General features: G+C 54.7%; 24 protein-coding genes. 15 read left to right on the forward strand and 9 right to left on the reverse strand.

All coding sequences use genetic code 11. The features are described 5' to 3' along the window. Positions 1–37 precede the first annotated feature (37 nt). Entirely contained in the window at positions 38–940 is a 903-nt protein-coding gene (locus ROA7450_RS02200; RefSeq protein WP_085804020.1) for a hypothetical protein, read from the reverse strand. A 355-nt stretch (positions 941–1,295) separates the two neighbouring features. Between ROA7450_RS02200 and ROA7450_RS21400 the strand changes: the two genes are divergently transcribed. Continuing rightward, a complete protein-coding gene (locus tag ROA7450_RS21400) occupies positions 1,296–1,424 on the forward strand; it encodes a hypothetical protein (protein ID WP_268808435.1) in 129 nt (42 codons plus the stop codon). A 238-nt stretch (positions 1,425–1,662) separates the two neighbouring features. Then, positions 1,663–1,884 carry a Rossmann-fold NAD(P)-binding domain-containing protein gene (locus ROA7450_RS02210; RefSeq protein ID WP_085804022.1) on the forward strand — a complete coding sequence of 74 codons (222 nt, stop codon included), beginning with the start codon at positions 1,663–1,665 and terminating at the stop codon, positions 1,882–1,884. Positions 1,885–1,965: 81 nt separating this feature from the next. Here the strand turns inward: ROA7450_RS02210 and ROA7450_RS02215 are convergent, their stop codons facing one another. The 5 genes from ROA7450_RS02215 to dksA form a co-directional block, all read right to left on the reverse strand. Continuing rightward, positions 1,966–3,114 carry a M24 family metallopeptidase gene (locus ROA7450_RS02215; protein WP_085804023.1) on the reverse strand — a complete coding sequence of 383 codons (1,149 nt, stop codon included), beginning with the start codon at positions 3,112–3,114 and terminating at the stop codon, positions 1,966–1,968. 203 nt (positions 3,115–3,317) lie between these two features. Continuing rightward, entirely contained in the window at positions 3,318–4,739 is a 1,422-nt protein-coding gene (locus ROA7450_RS02220; protein WP_085804134.1) for a protein adenylyltransferase SelO, read from the reverse strand. A 29-nt stretch (positions 4,740–4,768) separates the two neighbouring features. After that, positions 4,769–5,215, reverse strand: a complete 447-nt coding sequence (locus ROA7450_RS02225; RefSeq protein ID WP_085804024.1) for a GNAT family N-acetyltransferase — start codon at positions 5,213–5,215, stop codon at positions 4,769–4,771. 109 nt (positions 5,216–5,324) lie between these two features. Then, the gene (locus ROA7450_RS02230; protein WP_085804025.1) at positions 5,325–6,509 is read right to left on the reverse strand and encodes an FAD-dependent monooxygenase; all 1,185 of its coding nucleotides are present in this window, start codon (positions 6,507–6,509) and stop codon (positions 5,325–5,327) included. 71 nt (positions 6,510–6,580) lie between these two features. Continuing rightward, positions 6,581–7,003 carry an RNA polymerase-binding protein DksA gene (gene dksA, locus ROA7450_RS02235; RefSeq protein ID WP_143534321.1) on the reverse strand — a complete coding sequence of 141 codons (423 nt, stop codon included), beginning with the start codon at positions 7,001–7,003 and terminating at the stop codon, positions 6,581–6,583. A gap of 189 nt (positions 7,004–7,192) precedes the next feature. Between dksA and ROA7450_RS02240 the strand changes: the two genes are divergently transcribed. The 4 genes from ROA7450_RS02240 to ROA7450_RS02250 all read left to right on the forward strand — a co-directional run bounded on the left by ROA7450_RS02240 (position 7,193) and on the right by ROA7450_RS02250 (position 10,868). After that, complete coding sequence (locus ROA7450_RS02240) at positions 7,193–8,032, forward strand: AAA family ATPase (protein ID WP_085804027.1); 840 nt, start codon at positions 7,193–7,195, stop codon at positions 8,030–8,032. A gap of 100 nt (positions 8,033–8,132) precedes the next feature. After that, positions 8,133–9,491 (forward strand): DUF2927 domain-containing protein, encoded by a 1,359-nt coding sequence (locus tag ROA7450_RS02245; protein ID WP_085804028.1) that lies wholly within the window; start codon positions 8,133–8,135, stop codon positions 9,489–9,491. A gap of 18 nt (positions 9,492–9,509) precedes the next feature. Next, positions 9,510–9,677, forward strand: coding sequence for a hypothetical protein (locus ROA7450_RS21120; protein ID WP_200812913.1), 168 nt, complete (start codon positions 9,510–9,512; stop codon positions 9,675–9,677). 6 nt (positions 9,678–9,683) lie between these two features. Continuing rightward, a complete protein-coding gene (locus ROA7450_RS02250; protein ID WP_085804029.1) occupies positions 9,684–10,868 on the forward strand; it encodes a vWA domain-containing protein in 1,185 nt (394 codons plus the stop codon). On the opposite strand, the gene ROA7450_RS02255 is transcribed toward ROA7450_RS02250, so the two are convergent. Both ROA7450_RS02255 and xth read right to left on the reverse strand, forming a co-directional pair. After that, positions 10,865–12,046, reverse strand: coding sequence for an NAD(P)/FAD-dependent oxidoreductase (locus ROA7450_RS02255; protein ID WP_085804030.1), 1,182 nt, complete (start codon positions 12,044–12,046; stop codon positions 10,865–10,867). The two genes, ROA7450_RS02250 and ROA7450_RS02255, sit on opposite strands and share 4 nt — an antisense overlap. Continuing rightward, positions 12,046–12,852: an exodeoxyribonuclease III gene (gene xth / locus ROA7450_RS02260; protein WP_085804031.1), complete on the reverse strand. Its 807-nt coding sequence runs from the start codon at positions 12,850–12,852 to the stop codon at positions 12,046–12,048. The genes ROA7450_RS02255 and xth overlap by 1 nt, the downstream gene beginning before the upstream one ends. A 330-nt stretch (positions 12,853–13,182) precedes the next feature. Here xth and ROA7450_RS02265 point away from each other — a divergent pair, with 330 nt between their 5' ends. The 3 genes from ROA7450_RS02265 to ROA7450_RS02275 are packed head-to-tail and all read left to right on the forward strand — an operon-like array spanning position 13,183 to position 15,605. After that, the gene (locus ROA7450_RS02265) at positions 13,183–13,575 is read left to right on the forward strand and encodes a DUF6749 family protein (RefSeq protein ID WP_085804032.1); all 393 of its coding nucleotides are present in this window, start codon (positions 13,183–13,185) and stop codon (positions 13,573–13,575) included. Positions 13,576–13,614: 39 nt separating this feature from the next. Next, the gene (locus ROA7450_RS02270) at positions 13,615–14,703 is read left to right on the forward strand and encodes a DUF6902 family protein (RefSeq protein ID WP_234999384.1); all 1,089 of its coding nucleotides are present in this window, start codon (positions 13,615–13,617) and stop codon (positions 14,701–14,703) included. Beyond that, the gene (locus ROA7450_RS02275; RefSeq protein ID WP_085804136.1) at positions 14,703–15,605 is read left to right on the forward strand and encodes a DMT family transporter; all 903 of its coding nucleotides are present in this window, start codon (positions 14,703–14,705) and stop codon (positions 15,603–15,605) included. The genes ROA7450_RS02270 and ROA7450_RS02275 overlap by 1 nt, the downstream gene beginning before the upstream one ends. Before the next feature lie 25 nt (positions 15,606–15,630). Here ROA7450_RS02275 and ROA7450_RS02280 read toward each other — a convergent pair whose 3' ends face one another. Beyond that, positions 15,631–15,954 carry a HesB/IscA family protein gene (locus ROA7450_RS02280; protein ID WP_085804033.1) on the reverse strand — a complete coding sequence of 108 codons (324 nt, stop codon included), beginning with the start codon at positions 15,952–15,954 and terminating at the stop codon, positions 15,631–15,633. Between the two features lie 77 nt (positions 15,955–16,031). On the opposite strand from ROA7450_RS02280, the gene ROA7450_RS02285 reads away from it, so the two are divergent. The 6 genes from ROA7450_RS02285 (at position 16,032) to scpB (ending at position 22,383) form a co-directional block, all read left to right on the forward strand. Next, positions 16,032–17,201, forward strand: coding sequence for a deoxyguanosinetriphosphate triphosphohydrolase (locus ROA7450_RS02285; RefSeq protein ID WP_085804034.1), 1,170 nt, complete (start codon positions 16,032–16,034; stop codon positions 17,199–17,201). 71 nt (positions 17,202–17,272) lie between these two features. Next, positions 17,273–19,018, forward strand: coding sequence for an arginine--tRNA ligase (gene argS, locus ROA7450_RS02290; RefSeq protein WP_085804035.1), 1,746 nt, complete (start codon positions 17,273–17,275; stop codon positions 19,016–19,018). 81 nt (positions 19,019–19,099) lie between these two features. Then, positions 19,100–19,930 (forward strand): SPOR domain-containing protein, encoded by an 831-nt coding sequence (locus ROA7450_RS02295; protein WP_085804036.1) that lies wholly within the window; start codon positions 19,100–19,102, stop codon positions 19,928–19,930. Beyond that, positions 19,927–20,934 (forward strand): beta-N-acetylhexosaminidase, encoded by a 1,008-nt coding sequence (gene nagZ / locus ROA7450_RS02300; RefSeq protein ID WP_085804037.1) that lies wholly within the window; start codon positions 19,927–19,929, stop codon positions 20,932–20,934. Before ROA7450_RS02295 ends, nagZ begins: the two co-directional genes overlap by 4 nt. Continuing rightward, positions 20,927–21,721, forward strand: coding sequence for a segregation and condensation protein A (locus ROA7450_RS02305; protein WP_085804038.1), 795 nt, complete (start codon positions 20,927–20,929; stop codon positions 21,719–21,721). Before nagZ ends, ROA7450_RS02305 begins: the two co-directional genes overlap by 8 nt. After that, the gene (gene scpB / locus ROA7450_RS02310) at positions 21,721–22,383 is read left to right on the forward strand and encodes an SMC-Scp complex subunit ScpB (protein ID WP_085804039.1); all 663 of its coding nucleotides are present in this window, start codon (positions 21,721–21,723) and stop codon (positions 22,381–22,383) included. The genes ROA7450_RS02305 and scpB overlap by 1 nt, the downstream gene beginning before the upstream one ends. Positions 22,384–22,385: the final 2 nt, after the last annotated feature.

A 22,385-nucleotide genomic window follows, 5' to 3' on the forward strand; every position in this document is an offset into this window, starting at 1 on the left:
GGTGCAAGCTTTAACAAGTGACAAGGCGCAAAACTCTTTAATCCGTTGACTTGTTCGTTGGTTCACATTCAGCTGGCGATTGGTTCACTTCTATGGATCTATCCAAAAATACATCCGGGCTCTCTTGCATGAACGCGCGGATCATAAACATCAAATCCTGAGCAAAGAAGACACGTTCGGAAGGGTTCCAGACAGTGTCATATGGAACGCCCGTAGTCGCAACAACAACGACATAATCCTGTCCGTCGACTTCTCGCGATAGGAAGCTCTTGTTGAAGGCATAAGAGATAACGGTACCATCACTAGTGCTGGCGTGTTTGGCGCCTTCAGATTGAAGTGCCTCAATCGCAAGCGAGTGCTGAAATTTGTTTCGCAAGAAATCCTCGAGATTTCCGGAAATCCCTTCGAGTTGCATGAGATCGTCAAGGTCAGTTCGCAAGAAAGCGACATTTATGTTCACACGTTTGATGTTCATTTCAACGCGAAGATTCAGTTTGAGTGTGCCAGCCGGGCTTGGAACGCGGATTACATAATCAGCATAACAACGCCCCGTTGAATGAAACAAAGAAATGTTCGCAAGCTCGGTCGACTTCGTTTTTGCAGAGCGCGTGTAGTTTCGGAATTCAACGAAATTACGCGTTTCTTCAGGTATGAACTGAAGATGGTAAGGAATTGTTCGAACGAGCATTTTTTCTGTTCGCCTTAAAATCGAAAGCTCACCAAAGGACGCACCAGCGATCACTATAACAATAATTAAAATTGGGAAAACGATACCAAGGAGGTAGGTTCCAGCGGCGAGCCAATTGGCTTTTTCACCATCAACTAGAGCCCAATAGAAAAGATAACCACAAATCGAGATTGATGAGAGCATTATCACGGCGATCGCTACGCGGATCCACCAAGGGATGTAAATGATCTGAATTTGATTGGAAATGTTCATCTAATAGCCTTCGCAATCGGAATTGTGGGATAGAAATGAGATGGCATGATAATGAGTACGTAATAGATATCTCAACAGCTATTCTAAATTTGTAGAAAGAATGTGTGCAACCAATCTGTTGGACATGACGCACAGGAGCATAGGGGAAGAGTGATGCAAAGATCTATGACCCTCCCGCTCTGCGCAGGATCTGCATCGCAAACCACCCATGGCTTGTTCCATGCCCACGTCACTCAGCATAAGCTGGAAAATATCGTTGACCAACTGCGCGACAGGGCCATTGGGCTGCCGGACGTGGATGAACATCACAGTTTGGTCTTTGTCCCTAGGGCACGTGCGATGCTGATCCATGATTATGTCGACTGTAACCACGCCGCTTTTGGCAGGGTGCGAGTTCGCCCACATCCATCCGCACCCCGACAACAGCAGCATGCATGTGCAACTGCCACAGGAGGCCGCGCTTGAAGGGATAGAGGCAGGCTGAGGGAACATCACACCTTGGTTTTGAAGGGCCATCGGCCGGTCGGGCTGGTTATGGATATTTCGACGCGTTACGAGGCAGAGCTCAATATGATCAAGACCATTCTTGCTTGCGCCAAAAAATATGCGACCGGCACGGTGTTGACGGCGTAGGCATTATTACTCTGAACTGGAGAAAAATTATAAAATCATAGTCGTAAGCACTAAAGGCACTATTGCGAAGGCCGTAGTCGCGGCAATGTATGATGCGGCCGGCATCTGTGGATGCGGTGATCACCACCGCGGGGCTTGCTGGGTTTGACTCCTTTGCCGAGATGGATGATGTCGCCTATGAATTGGCTCTGATCAACAATCAGATGGGCCAGTTCAATCTGGCCCTTATTGGTCAAAAAAACCTGAAGGATGGTGGGTCTGTTACGTTGGCCGCCGGGATCTTGTCACGCCAGCCAATGCCTATATCGTAGCGGTCGAGGCGCAATGAGTGGTGAAACACTAGATGTATCGGACTACGTGTAAGTTTGGTTCGGTGAAACCTCGCTCTCAGATTACTGTATGAGCATATCCAAGGGCTGGCGTGACAGACGCTCGACACCTGTTTCGGTCACCAGCACGGAATGGCCCAGACACATGGCCAGACCGGCCTCGCTGTCCATCAAGATCATGTGGTAGAAGAACACCTGACCAGCCTGCATCAAGAGCGGGTTGCCTTCGTAAAACATTGGAAAGTCGACCCAAACCGGATTGTAGACGGCGCCCATCCCATAGCCGCAGGCCTGCAGCTTGGCATGGCTGAGGCCGTGGGCGTCAAACACGCGCGCGTGCGCGTCATAGACATTGCCCATCGGATCGCCGGGGCGGGTTGCGGCCTCGCAGGCCTCAATCGCTTCTTGTGCCGCGGCATGCATGCGGTTCTGGGCGTCATTGGCTTGACCGATGACCACCGTGCGCATCATCGCGGCGTGGTAGCGGGCGTAGGCGCCAGACCATTCCCATGTCATCTGATCTTGCGCATCCAGATGGCGTCGGCCTGAGTAGTAGCGGCAGAGTAGGGCACCGGGGCCGGAGCCAAGGATGAATTCGTTCCCGGCGTAATCACCACCACCTTTGAATACAGCGCCTTGCATGGCGGCAAGGACATCGCCCTCGAATGCACCAGCGTGGGTTGCAGCAAGGCCAGCATCCATGGCGTCGTCAGAAAGGGCGGCGGCCTTGCGGTGCATCTCGATCTCGGCCGGGGATTTAACCCGGCGCAGGGCGCGGATCAGGTCGGAATGGTCTTGGAGGTTGGGCAGGGCAGCGCGCAGCATCTGGCCGTTGAAGTCGGTGAGGCCGGCGGTTTGGCTTTCAAAGCCTAGCCGACTGTTTGCGACATTTAGTTTTTGCAGGAGCTTCACTAGATCCTGTGCCGGGGTTGCACGTTCAACCTCAGTCCAGATGTGGATCTGATCCTCGCTGAGCGTGGAGGTCAGCCGCGCCTGCCGCAGGTCGGGTAGGCGGGTGAGCAGGTGCAGATCGCCGTTGGCTGTCAGCACCAGCGCCTGGAACATGGCAAATCCGAAAGTGTCATAACCGCAGAGCCAGAAATGACTTTCAGGGGCGAACATGATCAGGGCATCCAGTTCAGCATCTTGAACAGCTTGCGTCGCGCGGGCGTGGCGTGCCGAGTATTCGGCGGCGTCAAAATGCAATGTCATACGGGGTCCTTTCGCGTTAACTCGCGGTGAGTGTGCGAAGCGAAGGCGAATGCGTCTTGTTGCGTGCCGACATAGTGTGTCGTTTTATAACTGTTTAAATGTGCACCTGCGGCGCGCTTGATGTCTTGTTGTAGACCTTCCGTCCCCGCCTCGGGATCGCCTTTGGCGAAGGTCGTGATGGTCAGATGAAACAGGCGGGTATTTCAAGTGCCGCAAAAGGTTTGGCGCACAACCTGATCGGCTGTAGGTGGGTGTGTCAGTGTATTTTGGGAAGGCTGTTCAATGAAAGGTATTGCGAGCGCGGATTGTAGCGTTTCAAAGGGGATGAAATCGCCAGTGACAGCGGCTTGGATCATTTCCTCAATGCGATGATTGCGGGGGATTACCCAGGGGTTGTTGGCTTGCATAAGCTCTGTCGAGTCTCTCTCACCCGACAGGCGTTGTTTCCAGTTGATTTCCCAAGTGTCGTAATCTTTGGGATTGAGGAACTGATCTCGTGCCTTTTCTGTGCCAAGGGCACGGAAGGTGTTGGTGAAATCGGCGCGGTTGTTGGCCATCGCCTGCAGCAGGTCGATGATCAAGGTTTCATCTTCGGGGGTGGCTTTTGCTATACCCAGCTTGCGGCCAAAGACCTGCAACCAGTGGCGGTGAATGACGTCCGGCATGGCGTGAACGGCTTCGGTGAAATCTTTCACCGCCTGATCACGGTCGGGCATGAGTTGCACCAGGCAGGTGGCGAATTGCGCCATGTTCCAGACGATGATGTTGGGCTGGTTTGAATACGCATAACGCCCCTGAGCATCGATGGAACTGAAGACCATATCGGGATGGAACAAATCCATGAAAGCGCAGGGGCCGTAATCGATGGTTTCGCCGGAAATGGTGGTGTTGTCGGTGTTCATCACGCCATGGATGAAACCCACACCCATCCATTTGGCAATCAACTGTGCCTGCCGGTCGATTACAGCGTTCAGGAGGTCGGTTGGCGTATCGATCTCGGGGTAATGGCGGGCGACGGTATAGTCATAAAGGGTTTGGAGGCCTTCGACATCGCGGCGTGCGGCGAAGAACTGGAAGGTGCCAACACGGATATGGCTGGAAGCCACACGGGTCAGGATCGCGCCGGGCAGGGCACCTTGTTCGCGGTAGATCTGCTCGCCCGTAGTGACGGCGGCCAAGGCGCGGCTGGTAGGAATGCCAAGGGCATGCATCGCCTCAGACACGACATACTCGCGCAAAACCGGCCCGAGCCAAGCGCGACCGTCACCATTGCGGGAATAGGGCGTGGGACCGGAGCCTTTGAGTTGGATGTCACGGCGTTTGCCTTTTTTGTCTATCACCTCTCCCAGAAGGTTGGCGCGACCATCCCCCAAAAGCGGAGAAAAGCCGCCAAACTGGTGGCCAGAGTAGGCTTGAGCCAGAGGTTCTGACCCTTCGGTAATGGCATTGCCAGCGAAGGTTTCTGCTAGATCTCTCTTTTCACCGGGGCTGATTCCCAGTTCGGTCGCCAAATCGGCATTGAAGGCGATCAACTGCGGGTCTATCACTGGCGTCGGATTGCGACGGGTGAAGAACCGGTCAGGCAGGCGGGCGTAACTGTTGTCGAATGGGATTCTCATGCTCATGCTGCCAATATAGGTCCGCATTTGGAAAGCTAAAGCTTGCGCGACATCAGCATGTAATTTTCTCTTGGGGCGAACTTGAGCTTTTCGTAGAGCTTGCGGGCACGGGGATTATCGCGATTGACCTCCAGATGCAGCGCCTTAAGGCCTGCGCCTGCCAGCGCCTTGGGCAGTGCATTGAGTACTTCAGATCCTATGCCACGGCCCCGGACACTGGGGCGGATGTAGATTTCGTCAATCATGCCATCAAGGCCGGCAAATTCCACTGACCAGCCAAAACTGATGATGATATAGCCAATGGGCGCACGTGCAGGCCCAAGCAAATAGACAGCGCCATGAGGGGAGCCCTCGAGCAAAGGCATAAGAGCGTCGCGACGGGTATCGTTGGTTTGCTCAATGTCTTCTTCGGCGTGAAAGTCTGCGACGAGTTTAAGTAAGCGTTCGATATTGTCCGGACGGGCAAGGGTAAGTGCGGTCACGTGATTTGTGGCCTTTCTGATTTACGGTTTTTCTGGCTGACCGCCAGTTTGTTCTGCTCAGGGCTACAATGCCAGAGGATGGTGCAGATTGCCACTGACTTACGTCAAGTCAGCGGGGGCTTGCCGGGGTGTCCTGAGTTACATCGTGGTTATAGATCCAATCGAATTGATGCAGCAGCTTGTCGGGGGCAAATCGCCCACCGAGCCGCATGGCACTATGAGCGGCCCAACGCAGCGGAGGGAAGGAGAGGTGGTACTTCCAAGCATTGCCGCTCGCTGTGTCGACGATCTTGCGGGTGCGGTGTTCCCTCAATGACTGGTAGTTTGACAAACGATCTTTGAGGGTGCCCACGCGTTCAAGGCAATCCGCTAGAACCCAGGCGTCTTCCAACGCCATGGAGGCCCCTTGGGCCATAAATGGTAGCGTTGGATGAGCGGCATCACCAAGGAGCGTGACGTTGTCGGCGTACCAGAGCGGGGCGACAGCGTGACGAAAGAGACCCCAGAGGTTTACGTCTTTGACTTGCGATAACATCTGCTGGGCCTCGGGGCAAAAATCGGAAAAGGCCGCTTGCAAGGTGGTAGGGTCGTCCTTTTGGCTCCAGCTTTCCTCGGCCCATGCGGCGCGTTCTTGCACGGCTACGATATTGAGGTACTCACCACTACGGATCGGGTAGCTGACCAGGTGGCGGTGTGGTCCCATGTGAAGTTGCACCTCGGGGCCACGGTCAAAGGTATTGGGAACAATCGTTCGCCAGGCCACTTGGTTGGTGAAGAAGGGCCAAGAGGTTCCGTTAATTGCGGTGCGGACCACGGAATGCAGGCCGTCAGCACCAATGACAAGATCAGCTTTGAATTCAGCACCATTAGCCAGATGGACGACTGGTTTTTCACCCGTGCTGATCCTCTCGACGTGTTGTAGAAGCCGGAGCTTGGCCCCCGCTTGTCGAGCGCCATCAGCAAGAATTGCGATCAAGTCTGAACGATGAAGGAAGAAATAGGACTGGTTTTGTAGTCGGCTCAGATCCAAGCGGGTGACCTGCTTGCCGCGATAGTCGATCAGGTTCACAGCTTGAGCCTGTACGGATTGCGCACTCAGATTGTCCCCCAGACCAAGCGCATTGAGTACAGCAAAGCCATTCGGACTGATTTGAATGCCGGCGCCAACCTCTTTGATTGCTTCCGTCTGTTCCAAAACGGTGACCTTAGCGCCGCGCAACGCCAAGGCACGCGCCGCGGCCAGCCCGCCGATACCTGCGCCGATGATGGCGATTTTCATACCGTTTAGTGTCATGGGGCCTAGTTGATACGAAAAACGCCGGAACAAAAGCCCCGGCGCCTAATTCATTGTTCTTTTTGGTGCGATCAGTCGTCGCGGTGAACCTTTTCGCGGCGCTCGTGGCGTTCTTGTGCCTCAAGGCTCATGGTTGCGATTGGACGCGCATCCAGTCGTTTCAGGCTGATCGGCTCGCCAGTCACTTCGCAATAGCCGTATTCACCTTCGTCAATGCGGCGCAGGGCGGCATCGATCTTGGCCACAAGCTTACGCTGACGGTCACGGGTGCGCAGTTCCAGTGCCCGGTCAGTTTCTTCACTGGCACGGTCAGCGACATCGGGAATGGCACGTGTGCCGTCCTGTAGCCCTTCGATGGTGTCGCGGCTGCCTTCCAGCAGTTCTTCTCTCCACGCAATCAGTTTGCGGCTAAAATATTCAAGTTGCCGGTCGTTCATAAATGGTTCGTCTTCGGCCGGGCGGTAATCGTCAGTCACAAAAGCTTCGGCTTTCATTATGGTCCCCTTAATAAAGGCCAGTAACCGCCATGGATCATGCGCGGATACCGTGCTCTCCTCGACGCAGCACTTACACCCACAACGGGGGATTGTCACTAGCCAATCACATCGCATTGATGTGTTTTACGCAACGCTCTAAGGTGCGCCTGAATTGCGGGTCTGTTTGACTGGAAAAGGTTAAGAAATATGAAGTTCCAAGGTACCGACGCTTATATCGCTACGGATGACCTAAAAGTGGCTGTAAATGCTGCCGTCACGTTAGAGCGCCCCTTGCTGGTCAAAGGGGAACCCGGCACTGGTAAGACCGAGCTGGCCCGTCAGGTGGCGCAGGCGCTGGGTCTGGAGATGATCGAATGGAACATCAAATCAACCACCAAGGCGCAGCAGGGGCTTTATGAATATGATGCGGTTAGCCGTCTGCGCGATAGCCAACTTGGGGATGAGCGCGTTCATGACGTGGCCAATTACATCAAGAAAGGCAAGCTTTGGCAGGCCTTTGAGGCTGATCAGAAGCTGGTCCTGTTGATCGATGAGATTGACAAGGCCGACATCGAGTTTCCGAACGATCTGTTGCAAGAAATCGACAAGATGGAGTTCCATGTTTACGAGACGGGGAAAACTATCCGTGCACGGCATCGCCCTATTGTGATCATCACATCGAACAATGAAAAAGAACTGCCGGATGCGTTCTTGCGTCGCTGTTTCTTTCACTACATTCGCTTCCCGGATGTGGAGACGATGAAGAAGATCGTCGAGGTACATCACCCGGGCATCAAGGACGCTCTGCTCACCACCGCGCTCACTCAGTTTTACGAGATTCGCGAGCAGGCGGGTTTGAAGAAAAAGCCTTCAACATCAGAGGTTCTGGACTGGCTCAAGCTGATTCTGGCCGAGGATCTGACGGCAGAAGACCTCAAACGTGATGGGGCGGATGCTTTGCCAAAGCTGCATGGTGCGCTATTAAAGAACGAACAAGATGTGCATTTGTTCGAGCGGTTGGCCTTTATGGCGCGGCGGCAACGCTAAACAGAGTAAGCAAGGATAGCCATTGTCGTTGATAGATCAGACCGGGTCGAAGACTGATAGATGGAGTGTTTCGTCCGTAGGACAGGCGCTAAGAAACACTGTGCGTAAAGTTTGGATGATCCCGGTCTGTGTGGCGTTGGTGGCCTGTGACACCGGAGCACCGCAAGAGCCCGCCACACGCGCGGCGGTGCCTGATACCAAATCCTTACGCGCGATGAAAACCTTTGGCCCCACGCGGCCTTCTCCACCGATGCGATCGAACCGCGATATGACGCGGGATTTTCTGGATCTGGCTTTTAGCTTGGAATCAGGGCGTGACTTGAACGTTTTCACCCGGTTTGAAGGGCCAATCACCGTGCGGGTGACGGGGACACCTGTACCGACGTTGGTCTCGGATCTTGATCGTCTTTTGGCCCGGTTGCGTAATGAGGCTGGGATAAACGTGCGCCGCACTAATAGTTCGCAAGCCAATATTACAATTGAGGCTGTGACACGAGCACAGATCCAGCGGCAATTGCCCAAAGCGGCCTGCTTTGTGGTGCCCAATATAGATAAGCTATCCGATTACCGCCGTGCTAAGCACAACAAGGCAACCAATTGGGGACTGCTTGAGAAGCGCGAAAAGCTTGCGATCTTCTTACCTAGTGACTCCAGCCCGCAGGAAGTGCGCGATTGCCTACATGAAGAGTTGGCGCAGGCGCTGGGGCCGTTGAATGATCTCTATCGGTTGCCGGACAGTGTGTTCAACGATGACAATGTGCACACCATCTTGACCGGGTTCGATATGCTGATGCTACGGGCCTATTATGCACCGGAGCTGCGTAATGGCATGAGCCGCGGGGAAGTGGCCGCGCGGATACCCGGCATTCTGGCACGATACAATCCGCGTGGTCAAAACATCGCGGCACGCTATCCATCGGCGACACCACGCAGTTGGGTGAAAGATATTCAAACTGCGCTGGGCCCGGGAACACGCCCGGCACAGCGCGAGAAAGCCGCGCAAAACGCGTTGCGCACTGCAGAGAAAGCCGGGTGGACTGATCACCGTCGGGCGTTCAGCCATTTTGCGCTGGGCCGGATCACCCAATCCAGCAACACCGCTTTCGCTAAGCAGCAGTTCCAGATTGCCAATCGCTTCTATAGCCAGACACCGGGAGCCGAGTTACACCGGGCCTATTCCGCCTCGCAATTGGCTGCCCACGCGATCAACGAAGGCAATGCCAAGGCTGCGTTGTCTTTGGTCAACCCCCAGATCCCCGTGGCCAAACGTTATGAGAATGCCTCTTTGCTGGCGACGTTGCTACTATTGCAAGCCGAGGCCATGGACATGCAGGGCCGCGCCACAGAGGCGCATGCCGCACGTCTGGACAGTATCGGCTGGGCACGATACGGGTTCGGCGCGGATTGGGTTATTCGGGCGAAGCTGCGCGAAATATCGGCCCTAAGCCCGCGGCAATAAAAGACAGGTAGACAGCAGATGTTCGTGATTTTCGGGGCAGTCATTGGCGCACTTCTGGGCGCATTTAGGGCGAAAGCACGTAAGGGAAAGCTTGCTGACATTTTGCAATATGCCTTTGTTTACAGCTTGATATTCGCGCTTGCAGGGCTTTTCGTGACCCTGATTATTCATCGCAGCGCGGTGTGACCGAAGATGTTCCTGCCGTTTTTTGAAAACTTAAGACAGGCAGGCATCCCGGTCTCTTTGCGGGAGTACCTCACGTTTCTCGAGGCGATGAATCGCAACATCGTGCTTTATGATATCGAGGGGTTTTACTATCTGGCCCGTAGCGCCATGGTCAAAGACGAGCGGTTGATTGACCGGTTTGACCGCGCCTTTGCCACCAGCTTTGAAGGGCTTGAGAAGATCTCAATCGACGAAGTGGTCAACGCTGTTGATCTGCCACAAGAGTGGCTGGAGAAAATGGCGGAGAAATTCCTCAGTCCAGAAGAAAAGGCCGAGATCGAAGCGCTTGGTGGTTTTGACAAGCTGATAGAAACGCTGAAAGAGCGCCTGAAGGAACAGCAGGGGCGGCATCAGGGGGGCAACAAGTGGATAGGCACTGCCGGGACCTCGCCTTTTGGGGCCTATGGTTACAACCCTGAAGGCGTGCGTATTGGCCAGAGTGAAAGCAGACACCAACGCGCCGTGAAGGTCTGGGATAAACGCGAATTTCGCAATCTTGATGACACGGTCGAGCTGGGGACACGCAACATCAAAGTCGCGCTGAAACGCTTGCGCCAATGGGCGCGGGACGGGGCGGATGAGGAATTGGATCTCGAAGGTACCATTCGCGCGACGGCCGAGCAAGGCTATCTGGATGTGAAAACCCGGCCAGAGCGGCGCAATGCGGTTAAGGTGGTGCTGTTTCTAGATGTGGGCGGATCGATGGACCCGCATATCAAACTGGTAGAAGAGCTGTTTTCAGCCGCGCGCGCCGAATTCAAACATCTGGAGTATTATTATTTTCACAATTGCCTGTATGAGGGCGTGTGGCGTGATAATAACCGGCGTTGGAATGAGCAGATACCCACAGACGAAGTGCTGCGTACCTACGGGTCTGATTACAAATGTATTTTCGTCGGGGATGCGTCGATGTCACCTTATGAAATTGCCTATCCCGGCGGCGCGAACGAGCACTGGAATGCCGAGGCCGGGCAAGTTTGGTTGGAACGTGCACGTACGCAATGGCCTGATCATTTGTGGATCAACCCAGTGATGGAGCGCAGCTGGCCCTATACGCAATCGATCCAGATGATCCGCGATATCTTCGAGGACCGCATGGTGCCGATGACGCTTGAGGGCTTGGATCGGGGCATGCGTGAATTGGCACGTTAACCTTCAGGTGCGAAACAGGTATTGTAGCCTTCGCCATTAAGAGATCGACCGTTTGCGATCTTCGCGCCAAGCCGTCCAAGTTCATCCGCGCATTTGGCCCCGGCACCGTTGCCGCCGGTCAGGGCGATGATGCGATCTGTTTGGGGATAGATCAGAGGCCGATCTGTCGGGGACATAGAGGTGACGCAGCTGTCTGTTGAAACGCTGCGGAATCTGAGGTCTGGCATGATACTCAGGAGCTCTTGGGACAGATGCTCGCCTACTGCTGCGCTACCATCAGAGCGCAACCACTCTTTAATGTCTCGTTCCGTCTCCAACGCTATATCAGTCGGGTCGCCGCCGATTTTGATATAGGTCTTGCCATCTGGATAGACCACTGGCGGTAGAACATACACGCGCTCGGTAAAGTTTTCGCCGCCGTAGATCAAAGAAGGCATGGCCTTCAATCTCTCGCACTCGGCTTGATCAAGTTCGAAAAACGCGATGGTGCGCGCGTAAATGGTTAGCGGAACTGTGTTGGGCAATAGACCAGGTTGCTTGGAAAACCCTCCGGTCGCCACAATGACCTTCTGAGCCTGATAAGTTTCGCCTTGTGTGGTGGTGAGAGTGACCCCGTTAGAGGATTCATCAATCTTTGAAACTTCTGCCTGCACATGTTTTGCACCGGCTTTTTTTGCTGCGATGAGTTCGGCCAGAACGTGTTGCCGCGGGTTGATGTAGCCGGCTTTATTGGGCTCAAAGTACGCGACGGTACCGAGTGGGAATTCAAAATATGGGAAATCTTCCCGAAGCGTACGTTCTTCATATCGAAGTGCTTGTATGTTGTGGCTGGCGTTTACCGCCTCAACGCTACTGATGTATCTCGCCATGGAGCCCGAACCCGGGCCAGCCATCATTGCTCCGACCTCGTGATAGAATTGCAGCCCGCTCTCTCGCTCAATCTCTGCATAGCGGTTGATGGCATTGGTCGACAGGCGTGACCAGTCGGCGCTGGTGGCGAGTTGTCGGGTGATGCGGGCCTGATCGTAGTGGCTGGCGAAAACGCCATTGTGGTTTGCTTTATCAGCGGGTTCGCCCGGGCCGATGATAGCGACCGATGCCCCGGATTTGGCAAGATGACGCGCTGCGGCACTGCCCATCAGGCCCGCACCGACAACGATAACGTCAAACCCTGGCATCAGGCGTCCAATTCAACCCAGATGGGTACGTGGTCCGAGGGTTTTTCACGGCCGCGGATTTCTTTGTCGATCTGACAATCGATCATCATATCGGCGGCTTGTGGGCTGAGCAGGAAATGGTCAATCCGAATGCCATTGTCACGTTGCCAGGCTCCAGCCTGATAATCCCAGAACGAATAGTGCCCGGGTCCATGGGTGCGGGCACGGAAGGCCTCGGTAAAGCCAAGGTTCAGAATCCGGCGGAAGGCCGCGCGGCTTTCGGGACGGGCGAGGGCGTCTTCCTGCCAGCTTTCAGGTTTCTTAGCGTCTTCATCCTGCGGGATGATGTTATAGTCGCCAGCCATCAGGAAGGGTTCTTCGGCAGCCAGCAATTCCTGTGCGCGGGCATGCAGGCGTTCCATCCACTTCAATTTGTAGTCATACTTACCTCCGCGCACAGGCTGGCCATTGTCTAGCTCGACCGGGTTGCCGTTGGGTAAGTACAGGCCGCACACGCGTACGGCGGTTTTGTCGCCTATAACGGTGGCCTCGATCCAGCGGGCCTGTTCGTCGCTGTCGTCACCAGGTAGGCCGCGAGAGACATCTTCGAGCGGTAGTTTTGACAGGATAGCCACGCCGTTGAAACTTTTCTGCCCATGGGTTTCGACCCGGTAACCGCGCTCCTCGAAAAGCTCGCGGGGAAAGGCCTCGTCCACCGATTTGATTTCCTGCAACAGAGCGACATCAGGCTGTGCTTCGTCCAGCCAATCCGGCAGCGCTTTGATCCGAGCCTTGATGCCGTTGATGTTGAAACTGGCGATTTTCATGTTGCACCTCTCAAAGCCCTTTACGCATCTATCGCCCAGCCAGATGAAACTGGCAAGGGACTGTTCGCGCGGAGAAACAGGTCTCCATCACCCTATGGTTGATTCGCTCGATAAAGCGCAAGCGAAGAGCGGTATCACGATATATTGGGGGTGTGGATAAGTTTTTTGCCACATTCTGTATCCGCCTTTTCGGACGGAAAACCAAGGCGATACCATCTTAGTATTTGTTACACGCCGTGTGGATAAGTGGATTGGCGAGAAAATGGCATTGCAAAACAATTTAAACGTGTGATCGTTTTAGCGTAGCAACTTAATCCTGGGAGAAAATAAATGCTCGCACAACGTAAAGCAGAATATGTTATTTCAGAGGTTTGCGCTCTCAGCCTGCATAGCGGGGAGGAAACCGGTCTGTTCACATCGTCACTGGGTCCGGTTCTGTCTGATTGCATGGATGTTGGTGAGGCGGTGGAAATGTTCACATCCAGCCTGAACCCATCTGCGGCAGCCGTCATTACCACCGGAGAAGGTGTTGAGATGTTCACGTCGTCCTTGGGCCCAAATATTGTTGCCTTTGCTGGTGCAGGTGAGAGTGTCGAGATGTTTACATCTTCGCTGGCTCCAACTGTGACGCAGGGCGAAGCAGTTGGTGCATTCACTTCGTCGCTGGTGGCAGAAGTCGCAGAAGAGGGCGACGGCTGCGAGATGTTTACTTCAAGCCTGTAAGCCGGACTGAAACGGGGCATTCAGCCTGTTATTGACACAATGGAGATCGAACCCATGGGCATGATAATAAAATTGGATGTCCCGTTTCGCCAAAACGATAAAGCTGCGCGGCAATCCGCTTTGCTACGCTGCTTTGCCCAAGACCGCAGGAACGGGGAAGATGTATTCTGGCTCAAGGAAAATGCAGAAGCCCTGAATGTATTGGAAAGCAGCGACGCTATATTGCCGATCGAAGCATTGGATGTTTACGCCGAATTTTACGAAAGCCTTGAACGTCGCATCGGGTTTTTCCCACAGTATTACAGGTTTTTGCTGTCGATCTGTATGGACCTAGAAGATCTTGGTATAGAGGGAGGTAAAGGCGCAACACTGGCGCAATGGGTCGCCGAACAGGGGCTGGCACAGTCAGAGCTGTCAGATTTGCAAAGAGCCGAGGCCCGACGGTTATGTTTGCGCCGAGGTGTTGATCCACTGGCCGGGGACGAAGGGCTTGAAGAGCGCCTGCGGAGCTTTGCGGGCCGCCGCACCACATTTTCGATACCGAATAAGAAAGCTGCCTACGAGCTGACGCACATCGTGTTTTACCTGTCCGAGTACGGCCGGGTGGATCCGCAGTTGGATGCGGAATTCATCGATAGTTTACGGTTTTCCGGCACTTTAGCTTATCTGGATTTAAACGTCGATCTGCTCGCCGAAATCTGTATCGCCCTGCGCTTTGCCGGCCAGGAATCGCCGCAGATATGGAAATCATGGCTGTCAGAACAGGCGAGGAATTTCGTTCTGCAAGATGTTCCACATGCGGCGCAAAATGATGATTATCATCAGTTCCTAATGGTAAATTGGTTCATGCGGGTCAATGGCTTAGGAGGGTTCGCTCATCAAATTCCAGACGGGTTGGTGCGGTTCATTCAGGCAGATCCGGGACGTGGGCCGCTGCGGGACATGTCGGAACAGATGTACGGCATGGATGGGGCAAGGTCGTCGGATTGGGAGAAGATGCGCAGTGCACTATCCGAGGCGCTCTCTGACGATGCGCGGGCGGTGTTGAACGCTGCAGAGGCCTCAATCGACAAGTTTGACGAATTTTTCTCCGGATTTTCGCGTACGGACCTGCAGGAGAGGAAATGATGACGCGCGGCACGACCATTTGGACAACGCTCAGCGGCGTAGGGTTGGCTATCCTGTATTCGGTTCTGATTTCGGGTGCAGATGGGATTACGAAATTTATTGCCACATCCTACGCGGCGCCACAACTCTTTGCCCTGTCGGGGGGGATCGTTGCTGGGTTGAGCCTGATTGGGATGATGCGGAGAGATGGGGTAAGGGGACTCAGAACCTCTTGCCCCGATGCCATGCTAATCCGGAGCGCCACCACGGTTATGGGTACGATTTCATTTTTCTATGCGTTCAAACTGCTGCCATTTGCGGATGTGTTCTTGTTCACGGCGATGATTCCATTGATGGCTGCCTTGATTTCTGGCCCTGTCCTGAAGGAATCAGTGCGCCCGCAGGTTTGGGGGGCATTGGCGATGGGGCTGATAGGGGTTTTCTTTCTTTTCCCTGAAGGCATATATGCATTAAGTACTGGGCATTTAGCGGCCACTGTCGCAGTGATTTGTGGAACAGTATCAATGGTTTTGTCGCGCTATATTGGCTTGCGGGAAGACAACATTCTGGCACAGGTGTTTTACCCCAATTTTGCGCTGATGATGGTGATGGCACTGGCTTTGCCGTTCGTCTACAGCCCAATGTCGTGGCATGATTTTAGCTGGGCTGTTCTTTACGGGATATGCCTGTTTGCGGCCCGCTGGGTTCTGGTTTCGGCCCTGCAAAAAATCCCGGCCTATGTGGTGACGCCCCTATTGAATGTACAATTCGCTTGGATGGTGGGTATTGGGTTTTTCATCTTTGGCGAACATCCAGCCATTGGAGTCTACACTGGGGCGGCGATTGTTGTGGGAGCTGGTTTGTGGTTGATATACCTTCAGTTACAGCTAACTGAAGAAACCGCAATCATCGCAGCGGAGTAAGTTAACATTTAATCGTAACCAATTGTTACATTGAGAAAGATGTGCCGCACCCGCAAGAACTTGTCGCATTCGGATTCTCGATTGTGAACCTTGCTCCGATCAGTTCTTCGGTGAAATCAATCACAGCACCGGTCAGGAATGGCAACGAGATGGAATCGACCACGACCTTTTCGCCTTGCCCTTCTAGGACCAAATCATCCTGCGCAGGTTCGTCAAGCTTGATCTCATACTGAAAGCCGGAACAGCCACCGCCCTCTACGGCGATCCGCAGGGCCTGACCCTGTTCGTTAGCGCCGATCTCTGACAGGCGTTCAAATGCGCGGTCTGTGACTTTTGGGGGCAATTGCATCGCGCCGTCCTGATCTTTCCATTGTTGTGCAAACTGCAATATATGGGTCTTGGGCAGACACGACAAGGACAGTTGAGATGTATCAACCCTATGCGGCCAATCCGGCACAGGCGCGGGGGCGGCTGGTGAGTGAGGATGAGAGCGCGTTTCGCTCGTGTTTTCAACGGGATCGCGACCGAATTATCCATTCCAGCGCGTTTCGAAGGCTCAAACACAAGACACAAGTTTTTGTTGAGCACGAAGGCGACTATTTTCGCACCCGTCTGACACATTCCATTGAGGTCGGGCAGGTGGCCCGGACGATTGCCGGGGCTTTAGGGTTGAACCAGGAGCTGACCGAAGCCATCGCGCTAGCGCACGATCTGGGGCATACGCCCTTTGGCCATACCGGAGAGGATGCACTGGATGCATTGATGGCCCCCTATGGCGGATTTGACCACAACGCGCAGGCTGTGCGGATTGTGACGTCGCTGGAACGGCATTATGCCGGATTTGATGGGTTGAACCTGACGTGGGAGACGCTGGAAGGCATCGCTAAGCACAATGGCCCGGTGCAGGGGGATTTACCCTGGGCGTTGACGGAGTATAACGCGCGACACGATCTGGAATTGCACACTCATGCCAGCGCAGAGGCGCAGGTGGCGGCCCTTGCAGATGATATTGCGTATAACAATCACGATTTGCACGACGGGTTGCGCGCCGAACTTTTCACCGAAGAAGATATTCGGGGGCTACCGGTTGTAGGTGATTGCTATGCAGAAGTCGATACACTGCACCCTGGACTGGATTATTATCGCAGGCGACACGAAGCGCTGCGGCGCGTCTTTGGCGTTATGGTGGGGGATGTGATCGATACCTCAAAGGCGATCTTGATCGACGCTGGACCAAAGGATGTAATTGACATTCGCCATCTGGGGCGGCCCGTAATCCGGTTTTCGGATGCTTTGTTTGCCCAACTCAAGGAAATCCGCGAATTCTTGTTCACGCGGATGTACCGCGCTCCATCAGTCATGCGGATGCGGCAAGATGTGACCCGAGTTGTCGAGGAATTGTTCCCTTTTTATATGGCGCATTCCGATCTGCTGCCTGTCCGCTGGCAAGAGGACGTGGCACAGGCGCAGGGTGATACCGCGCTGGCGCGCCTGGTCAGTGATTACTTATCCGGCATGACCGACCGCTTTGCCTTGGAACAACATGCGCGGCTGTTGGGCGGTATCGAGAGCACCCGAGAGCGCCACGGCGTATAAAACATGGGCTGTTTGCATTGACGCGCGGGCTGTCAGTGATAAACCGGCCTGCGAAGTACAAGGACGTCGAAATGAACCTCTTTACCGAAATCCGGGAACTGGTGCTGGATGCGCTGGCAAAAATGCAGACGGCAGGCGATTTGCCTGAAGGGCTGGACCTGAAAAACGTGGCTGTTGAACCGCCACGTGACGCTGCCCATGGGGATATGGCGACCAACGCTGCGATGGTTCTGGCCAAGCCAGCCAAGATGAAACCCCGTGACATTGCGGACAAGCTGGCAGTATTGCTGTCCGAAGATGCGCGCATCACCTCGGCCGAGGTGGCCGGGCCGGGGTTTCTTAACCTGCGTTTGGCGGATAGCCTGTGGCACGGCGTTGTGCGCGCGGCTCTAGCCGCAGGCAATGATTTTGGCCGGTCTGACATGGGTGCGGGTCAAAAGGTCAACGTCGAATATGTCAGCGCCAATCCAACCGGACCGTTGCACGTGGGGCACACCCGCGGTGCGGTCTTTGGCGATGCCTTGGCCAGCTTGTTGGATTTTGTCGGCTTTGATGTCACCCGCGAATATTACATCAACGACGGCGGTGCGCAGGTCGATGTTTTGGCACGGTCGGTCTATCTGCGGTATCTAGAAGCCCATGGCCAAGAGGTGGCGTTTGAGGATGGCACATATCCCGGCGATTACCTGATCGCTGTGGGCGAGGCGCTCAAGGACAAGGTCGGCGATGCCTACGTTGATCAACCTGAAGGCGTCTGGCTGGAAGAGATCCGTAACTACGCCACCGAACAGATGATGGATTTGATCCGGGCCGACCTGAAGGCGCTTGGCGTTGAGATGGACCATTTCTACAGTGAAAAGTCGCTTTATGGCACAGGCCGGATCGAGGCGGCACTGAAAGCGCTGGAAGACAAAGGCCTGATCTACGAGGGGGTTTTGGAGCCGCCGAAAGGTAAGAAGCCAGAGGATTGGGAGCCTCGCGAGCAGACCCTGTTCAAATCGACCGAACACGGTGATGATGTAGACCGCCCAGTGAAAAAATCCGATGGCGCCTGGACCTATTTTGCGCCTGACATTGCCTATCACTATGACAAGGTTGAACGCGGCTTTGACGCGCTGATTGATGTGTTTGGTGCGGATCACGGTGGGTATGTGAAGCGGATGAAAGCTGCTGTTTCGGCCTTGTCTGATGGCAAGGTGTCATTGGACATTAAGCTGACGCAGCTGGTGAAGCTCTACAAAAATGGTGAGCCGTTCAAGATGTCCAAGCGGGCAGGGACCTTTGTGACCCTGCGCGACGTTGTGGATCAGGTGGGCGCGGATGTGACCCGCTTTGTAATGCTGACCCGCAAGAACGATGCGCCGCTGGATTTTGATTTTGACAAGGTGTTGGAACAATCCAAAGACAACCCGGTGTTTTACGTTCAATACGCCAATGCACGGATCAATTCAGTGATGCGCAAGGCGCGTGAGGCTGGGGTTGATCTGGATGATGCCACGATTGCCAATGCAGACCTGTCTGGCCTTTCGGATATTGCGCAGCTCAATACTATGAAAAAACTGGCCGAGTGGCCGCGTTTGGTTGAGATTGCGGGTCGCACAAATGAGCCGCATCGCGTTGCCTTCTACCTTTATGATCTGGCAAGCGAGCTGCATACGCTGTGGAATCGGGGCAATGATAAACCCGAATTGCGCTTCCTTGATGAGGCAGATGTTGCGGGTACACAGGCAAAAATCGCCCTAGCTTGTGCCGTAGCCGTTGTTATTTCTGCTGGTCTTGGTATTCTAGGCGTAACACCGGCAGAAGAGATGCGCTAAGACATCCGATAATCGCCGGGGTGAGGCAGTTCAGTGATCCCCGGCTAGACATTTTACCGCCGGTGGCAGCGAGGCAGTAAAATGGCGAGTTATCAGGAAATTCAGTCCGAGGTCCATGACGGCCGGGGCGGCGCAGTTGGCAAAGCAACCAATTTTTTAGGTGCGGGGATGTCTTTGGCATTGATCGCGGGCCTTGGTATGTGGGGTTATGACCTGCTGGTGCGGGATGTGAGCGGCGTTCCAGTTGTGCGTGCAGCCGAAGGGCCGATGCGCGAAGCGCCAGAGGATCCGGGCGGAAAACCCGCGTTGAACCAAGGTTTGGCCGTGAATAATGTGGCAGCCCAAGGCATTGCTGAAGGCCCAGCTGAACAGCTAATTCTAGCACCCGAACCGTTGGAACTGGACCTTGATGATTTGCAGGGGGAAACGGTGGCGGGGGCCTCATCGGAGCCTGAAGAAATCGCCAAGCCTGCGGCCAACCAAATTGAACTGGCGGTTCTGCAGGTGACTCAAGACGAAAAGCCCGAGGCCAAGGTGATCAAAGCCGGCTTGGCCAAATCCCTGCGCCCACAATTGCGCCCTGCAAGCTTGAACACAGCTAAGCCGGTTGCAACAGAGGCACCAAAGTTAGCACTGGATCTTGATCCGGCCAATATTCCGGCTGGTACACGTCTGGCGCAGCTAGGAGCCTATGAAAGCGATGCGGTTGCCCGGTCCGAGTGGGAACGTTTGTCTGGCAAGTTCGGCGATTACCTCGAAGGCAAGCAACGTGTGGTGCAAAAGGCGACCAGCGGCGGGCGTGTGTTCTATCGTCTACGCGCGCATGGGTTCTCGGATCTGAGCGATGCACGCCGATTCTGTTCTGCGTTAGTGTCGGAAGGGGCGGACTGTATCCCGGTTGTCAGCCGATGAGCCGTTACGGGGCCTGCATTCTGGATGCAGAGGGATTGCGGTTAACATCTGAAGAAAAGGCGCTATTTTCCAAATCTAGGCCATTTGGTTTTATTCTCTTTGCACGCAATATCGACACGCCGGATCAGATTCGCGCGCTTTGTGCTGAAATGCGCGAGGCCGCGGGGCATAATGCGCCAATCCTTATCGATCAAGAGGGCGGGCGCGTGCAGCGCCTGCGGGCGCCTTTGTGGCGTGAATGGCTGCCACCGTTGGATCATGTGGTTGCAGCAGGGGATGCCGCTGTTGAGGCGATGTACATCCGTTCACGGATCATGGCGCATGAGCTACTTGATCTGGGTATCGACAGCAATTGTGCGCCGCTCATTGATGTGGCTTGCGATAAAACCCACCCGTTTTTGAAAAACCGCTGTTATGGCACGGATCCGGCTCAAGTTGCGGCGATTGGCCGAGCTGTGGCGGATGGTCATTTGGATGGTGGTGTTCTGCCCGTTGCGAAGCACATTCCGGGCCATGGTCGAGCCGCTGCGGACAGCCACTTTGATCTTCCCGTAGTCAATGCACCTCGCTCAGAGTTAGACACCGTGGATTTTGCACCGTTCAAGGCGCTGAATGACCTGCCGATGGGGATGACCGCGCATCTAGTCTATGAGGCGGTTGATCAGCGCCCGGCAACCACGTCACCGATAATGATGGACATCATTCGTAATCAGATTGGTTTCGATGGGTTGATTATGACCGATGATATATCGATGAAAGCGCTAAAAGGGTCTCTTGCGGACTTATCGAGTGCCTCGTTGGACGCCGGATGCGACGTGATCCTGCACTGCAATGGAACTTTGACCGAACGCGCCGAAGTGGCTGAAGCGTCCGGCGAGATGACTGAGATCGCGGAAGTGCGTGCAGAACGGGCGCTGAGCGCGCGGAAAGCCTCGCAAGAGGTTGACATTGCGGCCATAGAGGCGAAGCTGGAGGCGCTGAGTAACAGGCGCGCGGATGGCTGACGAAACATTTGATGAGATGAGCACAACGGAATCGGTGGCGGAGCGCATCGCCTCCGAAGCGTTGATCGTGGATGTTGATGGGTTTGAAGGTCCGTTGGACCTGTTGCTGACCCTCAGCCGGACGCAAAAGGTTGATTTGCGCAAAATCTCAGTTTTGGAACTTGCGCGGCAATATTTGGCCTTTGTTGAAAAGGCTAAACGTTTGCGATTGGAATTGGCCGCGGACTATCTGGTGATGGCGGCGTGGTTGGCGTTTCTCAAGTCTCGCCTGCTGCTGCCTCCTGATCCAACCGAAGAGGGGCCTTCGGGCGAGGAACTCGCAGCGCACTTGGCGTTCCAGTTGGAGCGCTTACAGGCCATGCGCGATGCCGCCGCCAAGCTGATGGCGCGGGATCAACTGGGCAAGGATTTCTTTGCACGGGGTATTCCTGAAAACGTTGAACGCGTGAAGAAAGTGACCTACACGGCCACGCTGCTGGATCTGATGCAAGGCTATGCCCGGATCAGAACCAAAGATGAGTTTCGCCCCTATGTCATGGATCGCGATGCAATTTTTACCATGGAGCAGGCCCTGGAACGCATGCGGGGGCTGATCGGTTTTGCTGGGACGTGGACTGATATCATCAGCTATTTACCGGATGATTTCACATCCGAGCCCGGCCGGCGGCGCAGTGCAACTGCCTCGACATTTGCGGCCTCATTAGAATTGGCCAAACAGGGCATGGTCGACATCCGCCAATCCGAAACATTTGCGCCGATTGAGCTGCGCCGCAAGAAAGACAATTGATGTCCGAAGAGAGTGTTACACAAGAAGAAAGCCTGTTTGAGGCGCCACCAATTGCCGAACAAGAACGCATGTGTGAGGCGATCCTTTTTGCTACGGCTGAGCCGGTCACGGTGAAGGAAATCGAAGCCCGCATGCCACACGGCTGTGACGCGGCCGAAGCCTTGGTGCATTTGCGCAAGCGGTATGAGGGGCGGGGTGTGAGTGTTGAGAAGGTCGGGGATGCCTGGGCCATGCGCACTGCACCAGATCTTGGATTTCTTATGCAAAAGGAAACGGTTGAGATCCGCAAGCTCAGCCGTGCTGCGATCGAGACCTTGGCGATTATTGCGTATCATCAGCCGGTCACGCGGGCAGAGATAGAAGAGATCCGCGGAGTCTCAGTCTCGCGCGGGACTGTGGATCAACTGCTGGAAATGGAGTGGATCCGTTTTGGACGCCGTAAGATGACTCCGGGTCGTCCGGTGACGTTTGTTGTCACGCAGGGCTTCCTCGATCATTTTGGTCTAGAAAACGCGCGCGATCTGCCAGGGTTGAAGGAACTGCGCTCTGCCGGACTGCTGGACAACCGCCCACCGCCGGGGGCCATGCCGCAGTTGGGCGAAGGCGACGAAGACGCAGCAGAAGCAACGGAAGAGGGGCAAAGCGAGTTGTTCGAAGACTGATC

The organism is Roseovarius albus (assembly GCF_900172335.1).
Taxonomy (GTDB): domain Bacteria; phylum Pseudomonadota; class Alphaproteobacteria; order Rhodobacterales; family Rhodobacteraceae; genus Roseovarius; species Roseovarius albus.